The organism is Burkholderia sp. S171, assembly GCF_009766085.1.
Lineage (GTDB): Bacteria > Pseudomonadota > Gammaproteobacteria > Burkholderiales > Burkholderiaceae > Caballeronia.
Map to the genome: position 1 here is coordinate 1 of NZ_LMUF01000006.1, position 15,069 is coordinate 15,069.

Sequence of the window (15,069 nt, forward strand, 5' to 3'; positions counted from 1 at the left end):
TCTTTGTCCAAAGCGACAAAGAAACGAAGCAAAGAAAACGCTTTTAACCGCACTACCCTAAGTGTCCACAGCGTGCAGTTCCCATTCATAGGTGCCCCAAAAGCACGGTGCTCGCCAGAGCCACGGATGTGTGAAACCCTCTTTCTCCGAACCCGGGTTCTGACACGCTTCGCCACCAGTGATTGAACCTGGCTACGGTTCACCCCGCGCTATCCGCGGACAACCAATCTCCAATCACGTACCGTTGCGCCATCACGCCCCGCCCCCTGCACGCAAACAAAAAACCTTTGGCCCCGCTTTTGCGCGAAATAGCCGCCATACCCCTCCAAGACTCTCCACGATAAGCGAAGTTAGCAACGTCGCCACGCAATCGACCCTGGCACCCCACGCGCCGCTTTAGGTTCTCCGGCATCCCAGAATCGAATCCCGCGACGAATTTAGAGATAATTGGTGCTCAGCGAAACACCCAGTCGCGCACATCGAGAAACCCCCATGACCGATGCAATGAACCTGCAGCGCCTGAAAGTCTCCGTCGACGGCTTCGTAGCACACGTCACGCTCGATCGCCCCGAGGTCCGCAACGCCTTCGACGAAGCCACTATCGTCGAACTGACCGCAGCTTTCCGTGCGCTCGCCGACGACTCCGCCATTCGCGTCATCGTCCTCGCCGCAAACGGCCCCGCATTCTGCGCAGGCGCCGACCTCAACTGGATGAAACGCATGGCTACGTACTCGGACGCAGAAAATCGCGCCGATGCTCTCGGCCTCGCCACCATGCTCAACACCATTTACGCCTGCAACAAACCCGTGATCGCCCAGGTCCAAGGCGACGCGTATGCAGGCGGCATGGGCCTTGTGGCCGTCGCGGACATAGCAATCTGCGCGGAATCAGCGCACTTCTGCTTGTCTGAAGCGAAGCTCGGGCTGATGCCCGCCACCATCGCGCCGTACGTGATCCGGGCAATCGGCGCGCGCGCATCGCATCGATACTTCGTGACCGCCGAACGCTTCGATGCCGCCGAAGCACTGCGCATCGGCCTCGTGCATCAGGTCGTTGCAGCAGACGCGCTGGAAGCCACCGTCGATGCAGTCGCAGCCGCGATCGTCGCCAATAGCCCGAACGCCGTGCGCGAGTGCAAACAACTCGTGGTCGATCTGGCGGACAAAGAGATCAATGAAACGCTGATCTCGGACACCGCCGACCGTATCGCACGCATTCGCGCCTCGGAAGAAGGGCGCGAAGGCGTGCGCAGTTTTCTGGAAAAGAGCAAGCCGTCGTGGCTTGCCTGAATGTAATCGGGAGCGCTGCCTGAGTGCTCGACCGAGCCCATGATTGGCCGCTCCCCTGGAGTCGTTTTGAACCTGAACAACCAGCCAAAGCCTGCACCCGATGACTGGGTCGCACGCTCGCTACGCGCCGTATGGCATCCGTGTACGCAAATGAAACATCACGAGCGCACGCCGCTCGTGCCCATCGCTCGCGGCAAGGGCGCGTGGCTCTACGACCACGACGGCCATCGCTATCTCGATGCCATCAGCTCGTGGTGGGTCAACCTCTTTGGTCACGCGAATCCTCACATCAATGCAGCGCTGAAAGACCAGCTCGACACGCTCGAACACGCGATGCTCGCCGGTTGCACGCACGAGCCCGCCGTCCTGCTCGCCGAGCGTCTGCACGCGCTGACGCAGCAGACGCTGGGCCATGCGTTCTTCGCTTCTGACGGCGCGTCGGCAGTCGAAATCGCGTTGAAGATGAGCTTCCACTTCTGGCGCAACAGCGGCCGCGCGGATAAGCGCGAATTCGTGTGCCTCGCGAACAGCTATCACGGCGAGACCATCGGCGCACTCGGCGTAACCGATGTCGCATTGTTCAAGGACGCCTACGATCCGCTGATTCGCCATGCGCATGTGGTGACATCGCCGGATGCTCGCCAGGCTGGCGAAGGCGAGACAGCGCGCGATGTCGCCCAACGCGCGCTCGCCGATATGAAAACGCTGTTCGACGCGAAGGCCTCGCAGCTCGCAGCCGTGATCGTGGAGCCGCTCGTGCAGTGCGCCGCCGGCATGGCGATGCACGATCCTTCGTATTTGAAGGGCCTGCGTACGCTTTGCGATGACTACGGCGTCCATCTCATCGCCGATGAAATTGCTGTCGGGTGTGGTCGTAGCGGCACGTTCTTCGCATGCGAACAGGCTGCGATCTGGCCGGATTTCTTGTGTTTATCGAAGGGAATCAGCGGCGGGTATCTGCCGCTATCCATCGTGCTGACACGCGATGAAATCTACGCCGCGTTCTACGATGACGACATGACACGCGGCTTCCTGCACTCGCATTCGTACACGGGCAATCCGCTTGCTTGTCGCGCCGCGCTGGCAACGCTTGATCTATTCGAAAGCGCGAATGTGCTTGAAGAGAATCGACGCAAATCGTCCGTGTTGCGCGCTGCGCTGAGCCCGCTTGCGGATCATCCAGACGTCAGCAATCTGCGCGAGCGCGGCACGATCTTCGCCTTCGATGCGATCATTGAAGACCCCGCTCAAGCACGCTCATTCTCGCGGCGTTTCTTCGAACATGCCTTGAAACACGAGCTATTATTGCGACCGATTGGCAAGACCGTCTATCTGATGCCGCCGTATATTCTCAGCGACGACGAACTCGCGCTGCTCGCCGAACGCACGCGCACTGTCTTCGACGCCACGTTATCGGAGGCCGCATGAGCAACACATCGCCTGCACTTTTCGAGTCGCTGAAACAAGGGCTCGCCGATATCGAGCGCAACGGATTGCGTCGTCGCCGACGTATCGCCGACAGCGCCTGTGCCGCTCACATGACGGTGGACGGGCGCGAAATCATCGGCTTTGCAAGCAACGATTATCTCGGGCTCGCAGCGCATGAAACCTTGCGCGAAGCACTGGCGGAAGGCGCACGAAAGTACGGCGCGGGCAGCGGCGGATCGCATCTGCTCGGCGGCCATTCGCGCGCGCATGCGAAGCTTGAAGATGACCTCGCGGCGTTCTCAGGTGGTTTCGTCGACCAGGCACGCGCGCTGTACTTCAGCACGGGATATATGGCGAATCTGGCGACACTGACTACGCTAAGTGCTGTTGGTACGTCAGGCGGTCGCGACACGCTGATGTTCTGCGATGCGTTGAACCATGCATCGTTGATCGATGGCGCGCGCTTGTCGCGTGCGGAAATTCGCATCTATCCTCACGCCGACGCACAAGCGCTCGACGCCATGCTTGAAGCGTCGGCGAATCAAGGCGGCACCAAGATCATCGTGACGGATTCCGTGTTCAGCATGGACGGCGATATCGCCCCGCTTGGCGCGTTGCTCGAACTGGCGGAGCGTCACGGCGCGTGGCTCGTTGTCGACGATGCGCACGGCTTCGGCGTGCTCGGTCCGCAAGGCCGCGGCGCGCTGGCTGAGGCCGCGTTGCGCTCGCCGCATCTCGTGTACGTTGGCACGTTGGGCAAGGCAGCGGGTGTGTCCGGCGCGTTCGTGATCGCGCACGAGACGGTGATCGAATGGTTCGTGCAGCGCGCGCGGCCGTACATCTTTACGACGGCATCGGCGCCGGCCGTGGCGCATGCGGTATCGGCGAGTTTGAAGATTATCGGCGGACAGGAAGGCGACGCAAGACGTGCGCATCTCGCTACGCTGATCGACAGTACGCGCGCCATCCTGAAGCGCACGCGATGGTCACCCGTAGACTCTCATACAGCGGTTCAACCGTTGATTATCGGCGGCAATGAAGAGACGCTGACGCTCGCCGCTGCACTCGATGAATACCGCATGTGGGTGCCCGCGATCCGGCCGCCAACGGTTCCGGCGGGGACATCGCGCTTGCGCATTTCGCTTTCAGCCGCGCATAGTCACGACGACCTCGCGAAGCTCGACGATGCACTGCAAACCTTGAGCAATCGATCATGACCGCGCCACTCTCACTCTTCGTCACCGGCACCGATACCGAGATCGGCAAGACGCTGGTATCGGCTGCTTTGCTGCATGGCTTCGCCGCACTCGGCTTGCGCGCCGCCGCGATGAAACCCATCGCGGCGGGCGCGTTCGAACGCGACGGCGAATGGCACAACGAAGACGCCGATCAACTCGATGCCGCCGCGAACGTCGCGCTGCCGCCATCGATACGCACGCCGTTCCTGCTGAAAGAAGCCGCCGCGCCGCACATCGCGGCAGCGCGCGAAAACGTGTCGCTGGATATTGCGCGGATCGTGGAAGCGCACCAGTTCGCCGTGCAGCAAGCGGACGTGGTCGTGGTGGAAGGCGTGGGCGGATTCCGCGTGCCGCTCACCGATGTCCACGATACCGCCGACCTCGCGTTCGCGTTGAACCTGCCAGTCGTGCTGGTGGTCGGCATGCGGCTTGGGTGCATCAGCCACGCGTTGCTGAGCGCTGAGGCTATAGCGGCGCGGGGGCTGTATCTGGTGGGCTGGGTGGCTAACCAGATCGATCCCGCCATGCTGTTTCCTGCTGAAAATATCGAAGCGATCCGGCTGCGGCTGGACAGTCAATACAACGCCCCGCTGCTCGGCACGATTCCCCGCCTCACGCCGCCGGACGCTCGCGCGGCTACGACTTATATAGATACCTCCCTGCTGCTGGACACGCTTCGTTCAGCCGGCGCGGGCCAGTAATTCATCGTTATCTGCAAAACGAAAAGGATCCTCCCATGACGCAAGCGCAATCCACCGACAAGACGACTCAACCCGCCGCTCAACCCGCTGCTCCGCAATCGCTGGCTCGCTGGCGCGTGGCGGATATCGTCGCGCTTTACGACCTGCCGTTCAACGACTTGATGTTTCGCGCGCAGGCTGTGCATCGCGAACACTTCGATGCCAACACGGTTCAGCTCTCCACGCTGTTGTCGATCAAGACCGGCGGTTGCCCTGAAGATTGCGCCTATTGCCCGCAGTCATCGCATCACGATACGGGGTTGAAGGCCGACAAACTGATGGCCGTCGATGAAGTCCTCAAGGCCGCTGAAATCGCCAAGTCAAACGGCGCGACGCGTTTTTGCATGGGCGCGGCGTGGCGCAATCCGAAGGACCAGCATCTTGAGCCGATCGCCGACATGATTCGCGGCGTGAAGGCCATGGGCCTCGAAACCTGCGTGACGCTCGGCATGCTGGAAGCGCATCAGGCAACGCGTCTGCGCGACGCGGGCCTGGATTACTACAACCATAACCTCGATACATCGCCGGAGTTCTACGGCCAGATCATCTCGACGCGCACGTATCAGGATCGTCTGGATACGCTCGAACACGTCCGCGATGCCGGCATCAACGTGTGTTGCGGCGGGATTGTCGGCATGGGCGAAACGCGGCGTGAACGGGCTGGGCTGATCACGCAACTGGCGAACATGGAGCCGTATCCGGAATCAGTGCCTATCAACAATTTGGTGCAGGTGGAAGGCACGCCGCTGACGGGCACCGCTCCGCTCGATCCGTTTGAATTCGTGCGCACGATCGCGGTTGCGCGGATCACGATGCCGAAGGCGATGGTGCGGTTATCGGCGGGACGCGAGCAGATGGATGAAGCGCTGCAGGCGCTGTGTTTCCTCGCTGGCGCGAACTCGATTTTCTACGGCGACCAGTTGCTGACGACGAGCAATCCGCAAGCTGAAGCCGACCGGAAATTGCTGGAGCGTTTGGGGATGCGCGCGGAAGCGTCGCAGCAGATGCAAGCGGCCGAGGCTTGTGACGTGAAGTGCGGGCACGCGCAGGTGCAGTGATCGGCAGGTCGTTTTGCCGTGATGGCACGGTGAAACGCTGTTGATGTTCAGAATCCCCCACGATCGTTAGATCCTGGGGGATTTTTTGATTGCGCCCGCTTGTGCTCGTCATAACACTACCTAACTGGAGCCGCCCTTAGGCTCACCAGTCAAGCACTATTGGCCTCCGGTTCACCGGCGCTTACATGCACAGTCAGCCGCTGACAAAGTCACTCCGCAAGCGTACGAGTTCCGTCAATGTTATGCAGTTGAAAACGCGCCGGAGATTCCTCCATCGCATGGGTCTTCTTCAGATTCTCAATGACCATGTCCAGGTCGCTATAGTCAAACTGCGCACACCAGCGCGCCATTTTGGCCAGGCTCCGGACAAAGTCGATGGGCTCATTTTCTTGAGTGAGCTTGCGCAGACAATCGACGAATTGCGGATGGAACAGAGTGGGCACGATGATTCGGTGCAAGCCTGTGCGCGAGAGTTCGGCATTCATCACGAGACGCGAGATCCGCCCATTGCCGTCGACGAACGGATGAATTTCCGCAACCAGAAACATGTAGAAAACAGCACGAGCTAGTCCCTCCGGAACGCTGAGAGCGATGCGCGAACCTTCTTCGAAGGTTCCCCGTACCTGCGCAGGGTGCACGAACTGCGTTGTACCGGCGTAGTTCGTCTGCGTCTTAATATTTCCAGGGCTGGCTTCAGGGCGCGCATGCAGCATTTTTGCGTGCCACTCCAGTAACGCGGGCAGAAACTCTTCTCCTGATACCGGAGGGTTGTGCCGGTACGGCGCTTCGACCGCCAACTGATATACACCGAGAACGTCGTGCGAGTCCTTTGGCCGCGTCGTCACGACCTTGTTGTTAATGACAATGTCGCGCGCTTCCTCAATAGAGAATTTCGTGCCTTCTACGTAGTTCGAAAAATACGACTCGATGAATGCCCGGTTATGCCGTGCGACGCCAGCCGGGACAGCGTCTTCGATGCGGGGCAGAGCAGCCCCACGCAGGTAAGCGGCGAGCAAGTTGAAGCGCTCCATACGCTCCCGGTCGACCGGTTTGCCTTTCGACACGAGAATTCCGTCAGTCGTCTTCAGTTCGCCCTTCTCGTGTGTCCCCATAAGTTCGCCAATCATGCTGCGCAACGTTGCAAGTGCCTCGTTCATGCCAAGTGGCTCCGCCAGCGACGCAGCCTTGTCACGCAACTCGTTGAGAAACCTCTCTCCTGATGCGTTCAAGCGCTCAACTAGCCACTTCTCTACCTGCACCTGACCCACGCGACGCGGCGCCTTGCGTCCAAGGTTTTCAAGCAGCATCCGCGGCTGGCTCGCCCAGTGGAGTCCGCTCTGACTGAGAGGCATATCTCCTGGCAACGGCCCGGGCCCCTCGATGAGCTGGAAAGTGAGTCCGGGCAATTCGAGTCTTTTACGCACGAGGCTTGGATGCGAGACCGTCCAGACATGATCTTGCGGCTGGCCGTGGAAGGCACTGATATGCGAGACAACACCCCCTGGAATAAGCATGCCGCCGATATTCACCCATTGCGCACGCACTCGCCGCTCTACTTCGACCTGGCCGCCCTCATTGCTGACATACACGCCTTTAAACACGCGGGTCAGCTCTCCAGCAGATGCGCTGCGTTGCACCTTGCGCCGCGCAGCGGGGGTAAGGCGCGACAGGAAAATAATGTCCTCTGTCGCAGATATGACGGTAGCGGTCTTGTTGGTGATCGTGGCGGACATGGGAGCGGAACGGTTTGTCGTTTAACGTCACATCTTACAGACCAAACGTTTCATTTTGTCGCGTAGCGTCTCCGAAACTGGCTTATTTGTCGCGTAGCAGCGAAAAATAGCGGTCTACGTATTTCTTACGTCAACAAAGAAATGTCGCTTTCCAGCGAAGAAGAAGTCCAACAATCGGGAAAAATGTCGCGTAGCGCCTCCAAAACCGACTGTTTTGTCGCGTAGCATCGAAAGAATCAATTGTGCTTGTTGCCGCGACGGCTGATCCAGCGAGATGAATGTATTGCCTACGCCTATCGTCTGATGGTGCTAGCCGCAAACGTGACTACGTCCGAGTGCCAGCAGCTGAAGAAAGAGGGCAATACCTTATTGGTATCACCCGGCGCACGCTCCCTCAGTTCTTATCCACAATCACCTGATCGAACGTGCCGCCATCGGAGAAATGGGTTTGCTGCGCTTTCTGCCAGTTACCGAAGACCTGCTCCACCGTGAACGTCTTGATCGGCTTGAATTCGCTTGCGTGCTTGGCCAGCACCTCGGCGTTACGCGGCCGCAGATGATGTTGCGCGATGATTTCCTGCGCCGCCGGCGTCCACAAATAATCCAGGTACGCCTGCGCCTCCTTGCGCGTCCCGCGCTTGTCCACAACCTTCGCAACCACCGCGACCGGCGGTTCGGCTAGCAAACTCACCGATGGATACACCGCATCGAAATCCTTTGCCGATGCGCCCGCGTTCATCAACGCGACTTCGTTTTCAAACGTCACGAGCACGTCGCCAATACCACGTTGCGTGAACGTCGTCGTTGCGCCGCGACCGCCCGTATCCAGCACCGGCACGTTCTTGAAGATGGCTTTCTCGAACGCTTGCGCCTGTTCATCGGTGGCGCCCTGCTGCTTCTTGTAACCCCACGCCGCCAGATACGCGTAACGCCCGTTGCCCGATGTCTTCGGATTCGCAATCACGACCTGCACGCCGGGACGCGCGAGATCGCTCCAGTCCTTGATGTTTTTCGGGTTCCCATGGCGCACCAGAAACACCATGGTGGTGGTGTACGGCACCGCGTTATTCGGCAAAAGCGTGCGCCAGTTGGCTGGCACAAGGCCGCCGCGCTCGACCAGCAAGTCGATGTCGTTCGGCTGGTTCATCGTCACCACGTCAGCCTGCAGACCCTGCATCACCGACAAAGCCTGCGCACTCGACGCCCCATGCGACTGACGCACGGAAAGCGTCTGGCCGGTCTTCTGCTTATAGTCAGCGATAAACGCGGTATCGATGTCCTTGTACAACTCGCGCGTGACGTCATAAGAGACGTTGAGCAACGCCGTATCGGCGTGCGCGAACGGTGTGAACGCAGCGAAACTCAGCCCCGCGATTGCTGCCCAATGCTTCAAACCCGCCATACATCCCCCGATTATTCGAATAGTGAAAACCGCTGCGAAGCGGCGATTCTATCGAAAAGCCGGGGCTGGAATGCATCGGACACCTCATCCATAGGCCACCTGTTCAATGTGCTCCAAGCGGTCGAACACATCAGGTTGCTCCGCGAAATGCGCCGGGGCCGCGCAATGAATCAGGGTATCGACGAAATATTTTGCGCGCGGCCACGGACCGAAACCCGCCGCGGTGTTGATGTGCCCGGCATCACCGAGATTCACGAACGCACTGCCAAGCTGGCTCGCGAGGCGCATCGCCTGGTCGAAGGGCATCCACGGATCAGTCATGCTCGCAATCAGCACCGATGGCACGCCGAGACGACGCGGCTCGAACGCGCCGGCGAACCGGAACTTGTCCGGGCTGGCGGGCGCGACAAACAGCACGCCGGCGACGGCGTCGCCGGTCAGCCCTTGTGCGATCGCGTGCGCGGCCGCGAGGCAACCGAAACTATGCGCGGCAAGAATGACGGGGCCGCGAACGCTCGCCACCGTATCCGCGACGGATTGCGCCCACGCATCGAGTTGAGGCGCGTCCCAGTCGTCCTGCTCAACGCGTCGTGATTTCGGCAATTGCCGCTCCAGCCACGTTTGCCAATGCGTGCCCTCGCTGCCGTGCAAACCCGGTACGGTAACGAGCCGCGGCGGCCAGGCGGATGTGCTGCATGAACTCATGTGAACCTCGCTGCCAGCTTGTAGCCAGCATGGTGAGGAACAATTCTGCTGTGTAAGCGCATCGGCGCGAACCAAGTTTTCGTCATTTGGTTATCGGCGGCGATCGGGCGAAATAAGTGGCGTGGTGCACGGCGCTACGCGTGCGAATCGGCGAAACCACGGCGAAATCACGGCAAATCCGTAAAATAGGCTTAATTTCGGAAACAATTCAACGCTCAATCCGCGCGCCCTTCCCCCGTGAATACGAACCTTCGATGAAGATCATCCTCTACGAGCACCACACCGAGGCCTCGCTCTGGCTCGACGATCTGGCCCGCGCGCTTCCCGGCGCCGATGTACGCCTGTGGCAACCCGGCGACAACGCTCCCGCCGACTATGCAATCGTCTGGCGCGCGCCGCCGGAGTTGTTCGCGAACCGGCCGGATCTGAAGGCGGTGTTCAATCTGGGCGCGGGTGTCGATGCAATTCTCGATATCGAGCGGAAGCTTCCCGGCACGCTGCCTCCAAACGCGCTGCTCGTGCGCCTGGAAGACAGCGGCATGGGCCATCAGATGGTCGAATACGCAGCACACTCGGTGCTGCGTTATCTGCGTCGCCTGGACGAATACGATGCGCTTCAGCGCGAGCATCGCTGGCAAAAACTACCGCCCTTTGCGCTCAAGGACTTTACGGTCGGCGTGCTGGGCATGGGCGTTCTCGGCGCACGAGTTGCGCAGGCGCTGGTGCCGTTCGGCATGCCGATACGCGGTTTCAGCCGCACCAAGCGGGAAGTCGAAGGCGTCAAGACGTTCGCTGGCGACGATCAATTCGACGCGTTCCTCGATGGCACGAGAGTACTCATCAACCTGCTGCCCCATACGCCGGATACCGAAGGCATCTTGAACCGGCGCACGTTCGAACGGCTTGCACCGGGCGCGTATCTCGTCAACATCGCGCGCGGTGGGCATCTGGTCGACGACGACCTGCTTCACGCCATGCAAACCGGTCAGATCGCCGCCGCAACACTCGATGTATTCCACACCGAACCGCTGCCGGACCATCATCCGTTCTGGACCACGCCGCGCCTCACGATCACGCCGCATATTGCCGCCGAAACGCTGCGCGAGGAAAGCACGGAGCAGATCGTGAACAAGATCAAGGCGCTCACGCGCGGCGAGCCGATATCCGGCATAGTCGATGTGAAACGCGGGTACTAAAACCGCCAACGCAGACGAAGACAGACACGTATTCAAAGGAGACAGGCATGCTACCCGCCAAGGTAAAAATTGTCGAAGTGGGGCCGCGTGACGGCCTGCAGAACGAGAAGGAATTCGTCGCGAGCGACATCAAGATCGAACTGGTGAACCGGCTGGCAAACGCCGGTTTGCAGAACGTCGAATCGGCGTCGTTCGTCTCGCCCAAATGGGTGCCGCAAATGGCCGACGGCGCCGCCGTGATGGCCGGCATCGAGCGGCGTCCGGGCACTATTTACTCGGCGCTCACGCCGAATCTGCGTGGCTTCGAAGCCGCGCTGGACGCGAAAGTCGATGAGATCGTGATCTTCGGCGCGGCCAGCGAAGCGTTCTCGCAGAAGAACATCAATTGCAGCATCGCGGAAAGCATCGCGCGCTTCGAACCCGTCGCGAAGGCGGCGAAAGAAGCGGGCTTGCGCGTGCGCGGCAGCATTTCGTGCGCGCTGGGTTGTCCGTATCAAGGCGACGTGCCGGTCGATGCTGTCGTCGATGTCGTGCAGCGCATGAAGGCGCTCGGCTGCGATGAAATCGATATCGCCGACACGATCGGCGTCGGCACCGCGGGCCGCACGCGCGAGGTGATGGCGGCGGTATCGAAGGTATTTCCACGCGAACGGCTCTCCGGCCATTTCCACGATACCTATGGTCAGGCGGTCGCGAATATCTACGCGTCGCTGCAGGAAGGCATCGAGATTTTCCACGCCTCCGTGGCGGGCCTCGGCGGTTGTCCGTACGCGAAAGGGGCGACCGGCAACGTCGCGACCGAGGACGTGATCTTCCTGCTGAACGGACTCGGTATTGATACGGGCATCGATCTCGATCAGCTCGTGGAGATCGGCGATTTCATTTCGCGGGCGATCGGCAAGCCGAGCGCGTCGCGAGTGGGACGCGCGTTGCTCGCGAAAAAGCGCGACGGCGTAGCGGCCTGCGTTTGATGATCGGCATATTTTTTGGATAAAAACACGATGAACGAAACACTCGACGCCCTGCCCGAATCCGCTCGCCGCGTAGCGCTGCTGCTGCAGGAGCGCGGGCACGCCAGCCCCGTCGTGATGCTTGCCGAAACCGGCAAGACATCGGCTGAAGCGGCGGCCGGGCTTGGTTGTTCGGTCGCGCAAATCGCCAAATCGATTCTGTTCCGCCGCAAGAAAGACGACGCGCCGGTGCTCGTGATTGCCAGCGGCGTGAACCGTGTGGACGAGAAGAAAGTGGCTGAACGGGTCGGCGAACTCGCCCGCGCCGACGCCAAATTCGTCCGCGAGAAAACTGGCTACGCAATCGGCGGTGTATGTCCGATCGGCCATGCAACCACGCCGCTGACGCTGATCGATGAAGACCTGCTCGCGCTCGACAGCCTGTGGGCCGCCGCCGGTCATCCGCACGCGGTGTTCAACCTGACGCCGCAGGAACTGGTCGCGCTGACGGGTGCGCCGGTCGCCGATGTCGCGTTGCGCGAGACGGCGTGATGACTGAGGCCGTGGCATCGCCGTGTATCGATGTATGCAGGATGAATCCATGCACAGGACTTTGCGACGGCTGTTTTCGTACGATCGACGAAATTGCGGGCTGGTCTTCGTTTGACGATCCGCAACGGGCGGTAATTCTGGCGCAGGTGGAAGCGCGGAAAAAAGGGCCGCGTGTGGTGCGTATCGGCGAGCGCTTCACGGCCACGCTGGCGTTGCCGCCCGATTCCATCAAGTCGTTCGCCACGCTGGTCAACGATCACAACCCGCTGCATCACGACGATACCTACGCCGAAGCCAGCCGCTTCGGTTCGCTGATCGCATCCGGCACGCAACCGACGGCGCATTTGATGGCGATGCTCGCGACGCATTTCTCCGTCTACGCCCAGCCGCTCGGCCTTAAATTCGGCATCAAGCTCGTGCGGGCAGTCAAGGCGAACGACGTGCTCGCGATGAGCTGGCAAGTCATCGAAGCGCACTGGAAATCAAGCCTGAACGGCGATCTCGTGAAGCTGGAAGGCCTGGCGCTGAACCAGCACGGCGAGATCGTGGTCAAGGCGAGCGCGACTATCGTCGTGATGCCGAAGGGACCGAGTGCATGATCACGTTACCGGCATCGATGCGGGTGTTTGAGCGCGGCTGGCTGTCGTCGAATAACGTGTTCTTTATAGACGATGCCCGCACCGCGCTAGTCGATTCCGGCTACGCCACGCACGCACCGCAGACGCTGGCACTCGTGCGGCAAGCGCTTGCTAGTGAACGTAATGAACGCACGCTCGATCTGATTGTGAACACGCATCTGCATTCGGACCATTGCGGCGGCAATGCGCTGCTGCAATCCAACTTCGTCTGCGAGACGCTGATTCCACAAACGGAAGCCGATGCCGTGCGTGAATGGGACGAAGACCGGCTCACGTTCCGCGCGACCGGGCAGACCTGCGATCGTTTCGGTTTCACCGGCACGATCGCGCCGGGAGCGACGCTCGAACTCGGCGGCCTCGACTGGTCGGTGCTCGGCGCGCCCGGACACGATCCGCATTCGCTGATGTTGTATTGCGCCGAAGAACGGCTGCTGATCAGCGCCGACGCGCTATGGGAAAACGGCTTTGGCGTGATCTTTCCCGAACTGGAAGGCGAGAGCGGTTTCGCGGAACAACGCGCGGTGCTCGACCTGATCGCCACGCTGGACGTGCGGGCGGTGATTCCCGGCCATGGCGCGCCGTTCACCGATGTATCGAAGGCATTGGATATAGCGTTCTCACGAATCGATTATCTGCGTGCCGATCCCGTGCGCAACGCGAAGAATGCGCTGAAGGTGCTGATCGTGTTCAAGCTGATGGAGTTGCGCTCGATGCCGGTCAGCGAGTTATTGCCACTCGTAGAGAAAGCCGGGGCCATGCGCGCCGCCGCGGCTCTGCTCTCCGATGATCGACCGGGATTAGTGCACAAGTATCTCGCCGAACTGGCGGCAAGCGGCGTGCTGAGGATGGAAGGCGAGACAGTGAGCGTTGTCTGAACGCAGAGGCATGACACCAAACGGCCAAAAAGAAAGCCGCTTGTCAGCTATCGATTTATCGTCGAACGGCCAAGCCCAAGCGGCGGAATTTTGTTGACGTGATCAGCGCCGACTGCATCGTAGCGCGCCTGTTTTTGAGATGCATCGGTGCTTTCCCTACAAACTTATAACAGGCGGCTAAACGCGCCATGACGCGCACGCGGCGCGCCCTTATGCGGCCTCGGTCGCCTCAAAAAACGCGAGCATTTCTGCCAGCAATTCGTCGGGGACTTCCTCCGGAATATAGTGGCCCGAAGGCAACGCCCGGCCACTGACATCGCGCGCGACACGACGCCATTCGGTCAACGGCTCGAAGCACTGTTCGATCACGCCCTCCTGCCCCCACAGCACCCGCAGCGGACACGCGAGCCTGTTGCCGCATTCAATATCCGCGCGATCATGCTCGAGATCGATGCTCGCCGACGCCCGGTAATCCTCGCACATTGCATGCACCGCGCCCGGCTGACGCAACGCGTCGCGATATGCCTGTAACGCATGCGGTGCAAACGGCGCGAGACCCGCGTGACGGCTGCCCATCACACGCTCGACATACGCGTCCGGATTGGCACCAATCAGCAATTCCGGCAGCGGCTCGGGCTGGATCAGGAAGAACCAATGAAAATAAGCGGTCGCGAAGGCGCGATCGGTGGCCTCATACATGGCGAGCGTCGGCGCGATGTCGAGCAGCATCAGGCGATCGACCGCCTGCGGAAAATCCAGCGCCATCCGATGCGCCACCCGCGCGCCGCGATCATGCGCGCAGACCATGAAGTGCTCAAAGCCGAAATGCCGCATGACCGCGACCTGATCGGCGGCCATTGCGCGTTTCGAATAGGTTGTGTGCTGCGCGTCGCTGGGCGGTTTCGCCGATGCGCCGTAACCGCGCAGATCGGTCGCGATCACGGTGAAATGCTGCGCCAGGAGGCCCGCCAGCCGATGCCAGATTTCATGTGTCTGCGGGTGGCCGTGAAGCAGCAGAAGCGGCGGCCCATTACCGCCCTTCATGCCGAAGAGTTCGACGCCCGCGGCATCGAAGGTGAACGGCTCGTAGTCTTCGAACGGCATGGCGTGAATATTCAGCGTGACGGGAAAAGCATTGTAGGCGTCCTCGACGATACTAAACTGCTTGCTGGCAGCCGCTTTCGTAGAAGCTGAAGACTTCTTCCAATGTTCCTGATGATCGCGCATCGGAAGATTCGCCTATAATCGAACGGTCGTTCGCATG

General features: G+C 60.6%; 13 protein-coding genes and 1 pseudogene. 10 read left to right on the forward strand and 4 right to left on the reverse strand.

Annotated features, from left to right (window positions below):
* Nucleotides 1-504 precede the first annotated feature (504 nt).
* The 5 genes from GSQ93_RS01655 (at nucleotide 505) to bioB (ending at nucleotide 5,754) form a co-directional block, all read left to right on the forward strand.
* Complete coding sequence (locus tag GSQ93_RS01655; RefSeq protein WP_158934148.1) at nucleotides 505-1,290, forward strand: enoyl-CoA hydratase/isomerase family protein; 786 nt, start codon at nucleotides 505-507, stop codon at nucleotides 1,288-1,290.
* A gap of 66 nt (nucleotides 1,291-1,356) precedes the next feature.
* Nucleotides 1,357-2,718 carry an adenosylmethionine--8-amino-7-oxononanoate transaminase gene (gene bioA, locus GSQ93_RS01660; RefSeq protein WP_367889724.1) on the forward strand — a complete coding sequence of 454 codons (1,362 nt, stop codon included), beginning with the start codon at nucleotides 1,357-1,359 and terminating at the stop codon, nucleotides 2,716-2,718.
* Nucleotides 2,715-3,935, forward strand: a complete 1,221-nt coding sequence (gene bioF / locus GSQ93_RS01665) for an 8-amino-7-oxononanoate synthase (RefSeq protein WP_158933960.1) — start codon at nucleotides 2,715-2,717, stop codon at nucleotides 3,933-3,935. The genes bioA and bioF overlap by 4 nt, the downstream gene beginning before the upstream one ends.
* Entirely contained in the window at nucleotides 3,932-4,657 is a 726-nt protein-coding gene (gene bioD, locus GSQ93_RS01670; RefSeq protein ID WP_158933961.1) for a dethiobiotin synthase, read from the forward strand. Before bioF ends, bioD begins: the two co-directional genes overlap by 4 nt.
* Nucleotides 4,658-4,692: 35 nt before the next feature.
* A complete protein-coding gene (bioB, locus tag GSQ93_RS01675) occupies nucleotides 4,693-5,754 on the forward strand; it encodes a biotin synthase BioB (RefSeq protein ID WP_158933962.1) in 1,062 nt (353 codons plus the stop codon).
* Between the two features lie 209 nt (nucleotides 5,755-5,963).
* On the opposite strand, the gene GSQ93_RS01680 is transcribed toward bioB, so the two are convergent.
* The 3 genes and pseudogenes from GSQ93_RS01680 to GSQ93_RS01690 form a co-directional block, all read right to left on the reverse strand.
* A complete protein-coding gene (locus GSQ93_RS01680; protein ID WP_158933963.1) occupies nucleotides 5,964-7,487 on the reverse strand; it encodes a Fic family protein in 1,524 nt (507 codons plus the stop codon).
* Nucleotides 7,488-7,881: 394 nt separating this feature from the next.
* Nucleotides 7,882-8,826, reverse strand: a pseudogene (locus GSQ93_RS01685) (sulfate ABC transporter substrate-binding protein); the annotation flags it as partial.
* 147 nt (nucleotides 8,827-8,973) lie between these two features.
* A complete protein-coding gene (locus GSQ93_RS01690; protein ID WP_158933965.1) occupies nucleotides 8,974-9,594 on the reverse strand; it encodes an alpha/beta hydrolase in 621 nt (206 codons plus the stop codon).
* A gap of 254 nt (nucleotides 9,595-9,848) precedes the next feature.
* On the opposite strand from GSQ93_RS01690, the gene GSQ93_RS01695 reads away from it, so the two are divergent.
* The 5 genes from GSQ93_RS01695 to GSQ93_RS01715 are packed head-to-tail and all read left to right on the forward strand — an operon-like array spanning nucleotide 9,849 to nucleotide 13,805.
* A complete protein-coding gene (locus tag GSQ93_RS01695; protein ID WP_158933966.1) occupies nucleotides 9,849-10,790 on the forward strand; it encodes a glyoxylate/hydroxypyruvate reductase A in 942 nt (313 codons plus the stop codon).
* A gap of 47 nt (nucleotides 10,791-10,837) precedes the next feature.
* Nucleotides 10,838-11,761 (forward strand): hydroxymethylglutaryl-CoA lyase, encoded by a 924-nt coding sequence (locus GSQ93_RS01700; protein ID WP_158933967.1) that lies wholly within the window; start codon nucleotides 10,838-10,840, stop codon nucleotides 11,759-11,761.
* Nucleotides 11,762-11,791: 30 nt separating this feature from the next.
* On the forward strand, nucleotides 11,792-12,292 hold the full coding sequence (locus GSQ93_RS01705) for a YbaK/EbsC family protein (protein ID WP_158933968.1): 501 nt from the start codon (nucleotides 11,792-11,794) through the stop codon (nucleotides 12,290-12,292).
* Between the two features lie 41 nt (nucleotides 12,293-12,333).
* Complete coding sequence (locus GSQ93_RS01710; protein ID WP_158934149.1) at nucleotides 12,334-12,891, forward strand: DUF1289 domain-containing protein; 558 nt, start codon at nucleotides 12,334-12,336, stop codon at nucleotides 12,889-12,891.
* Nucleotides 12,888-13,805, forward strand: coding sequence for an MBL fold metallo-hydrolase (locus GSQ93_RS01715; RefSeq protein ID WP_158933969.1), 918 nt, complete (start codon nucleotides 12,888-12,890; stop codon nucleotides 13,803-13,805). Before GSQ93_RS01710 ends, GSQ93_RS01715 begins: the two co-directional genes overlap by 4 nt.
* Before the next feature lie 210 nt (nucleotides 13,806-14,015).
* Here GSQ93_RS01715 and GSQ93_RS01720 read toward each other — a convergent pair whose 3' ends face one another.
* Nucleotides 14,016-14,909: an alpha/beta fold hydrolase gene (locus GSQ93_RS01720; protein WP_158934150.1), complete on the reverse strand. Its 894-nt coding sequence runs from the start codon at nucleotides 14,907-14,909 to the stop codon at nucleotides 14,016-14,018.
* Nucleotides 14,910-15,069: the final 160 nt, after the last annotated feature.

Excerpts from the sequence above, each read along its gene's own strand:
- GSQ93_RS01655 (WP_158934148.1), top strand. The coding sequence starts at position 505 with ATGAACCTGCAGCGCCTGAAAGTCTCCGTCGACGGCTTCGTAGCACAC.
- bioF (WP_158933960.1), top strand. The coding sequence starts at position 2,715 with ATGAGCAACACATCGCCTGCACTTTTCGAGTCGCTGAAACAAGGGCTC.
- bioD (WP_158933961.1), top strand. The coding sequence starts at position 3,932 with ATGACCGCGCCACTCTCACTCTTCGTCACCGGCACCGATACCGAGATC.
- bioB (WP_158933962.1), top strand. The coding sequence starts at position 4,693 with ATGACGCAAGCGCAATCCACCGACAAGACGACTCAACCCGCCGCTCAA.
- GSQ93_RS01680 (WP_158933963.1), bottom strand. The coding sequence starts at position 7,487 with ATGTCCGCCACGATCACCAACAAGACCGCTACCGTCATATCTGCGACA.
- GSQ93_RS01690 (WP_158933965.1), bottom strand. The coding sequence starts at position 9,594 with ATGAGTTCATGCAGCACATCCGCCTGGCCGCCGCGGCTCGTTACCGTA.
- GSQ93_RS01695 (WP_158933966.1), top strand. The coding sequence starts at position 9,849 with ATGAAGATCATCCTCTACGAGCACCACACCGAGGCCTCGCTCTGGCTC.
- GSQ93_RS01700 (WP_158933967.1), top strand. The coding sequence starts at position 10,838 with ATGCTACCCGCCAAGGTAAAAATTGTCGAAGTGGGGCCGCGTGACGGC.
- GSQ93_RS01705 (WP_158933968.1), top strand. The coding sequence starts at position 11,792 with ATGAACGAAACACTCGACGCCCTGCCCGAATCCGCTCGCCGCGTAGCG.
- GSQ93_RS01710 (WP_158934149.1), top strand. The coding sequence starts at position 12,334 with ATGAATCCATGCACAGGACTTTGCGACGGCTGTTTTCGTACGATCGAC.
- GSQ93_RS01715 (WP_158933969.1), top strand. The coding sequence starts at position 12,888 with ATGATCACGTTACCGGCATCGATGCGGGTGTTTGAGCGCGGCTGGCTG.
- GSQ93_RS01720 (WP_158934150.1), bottom strand. The coding sequence starts at position 14,909 with ATGCCGTTCGAAGACTACGAGCCGTTCACCTTCGATGCCGCGGGCGTC.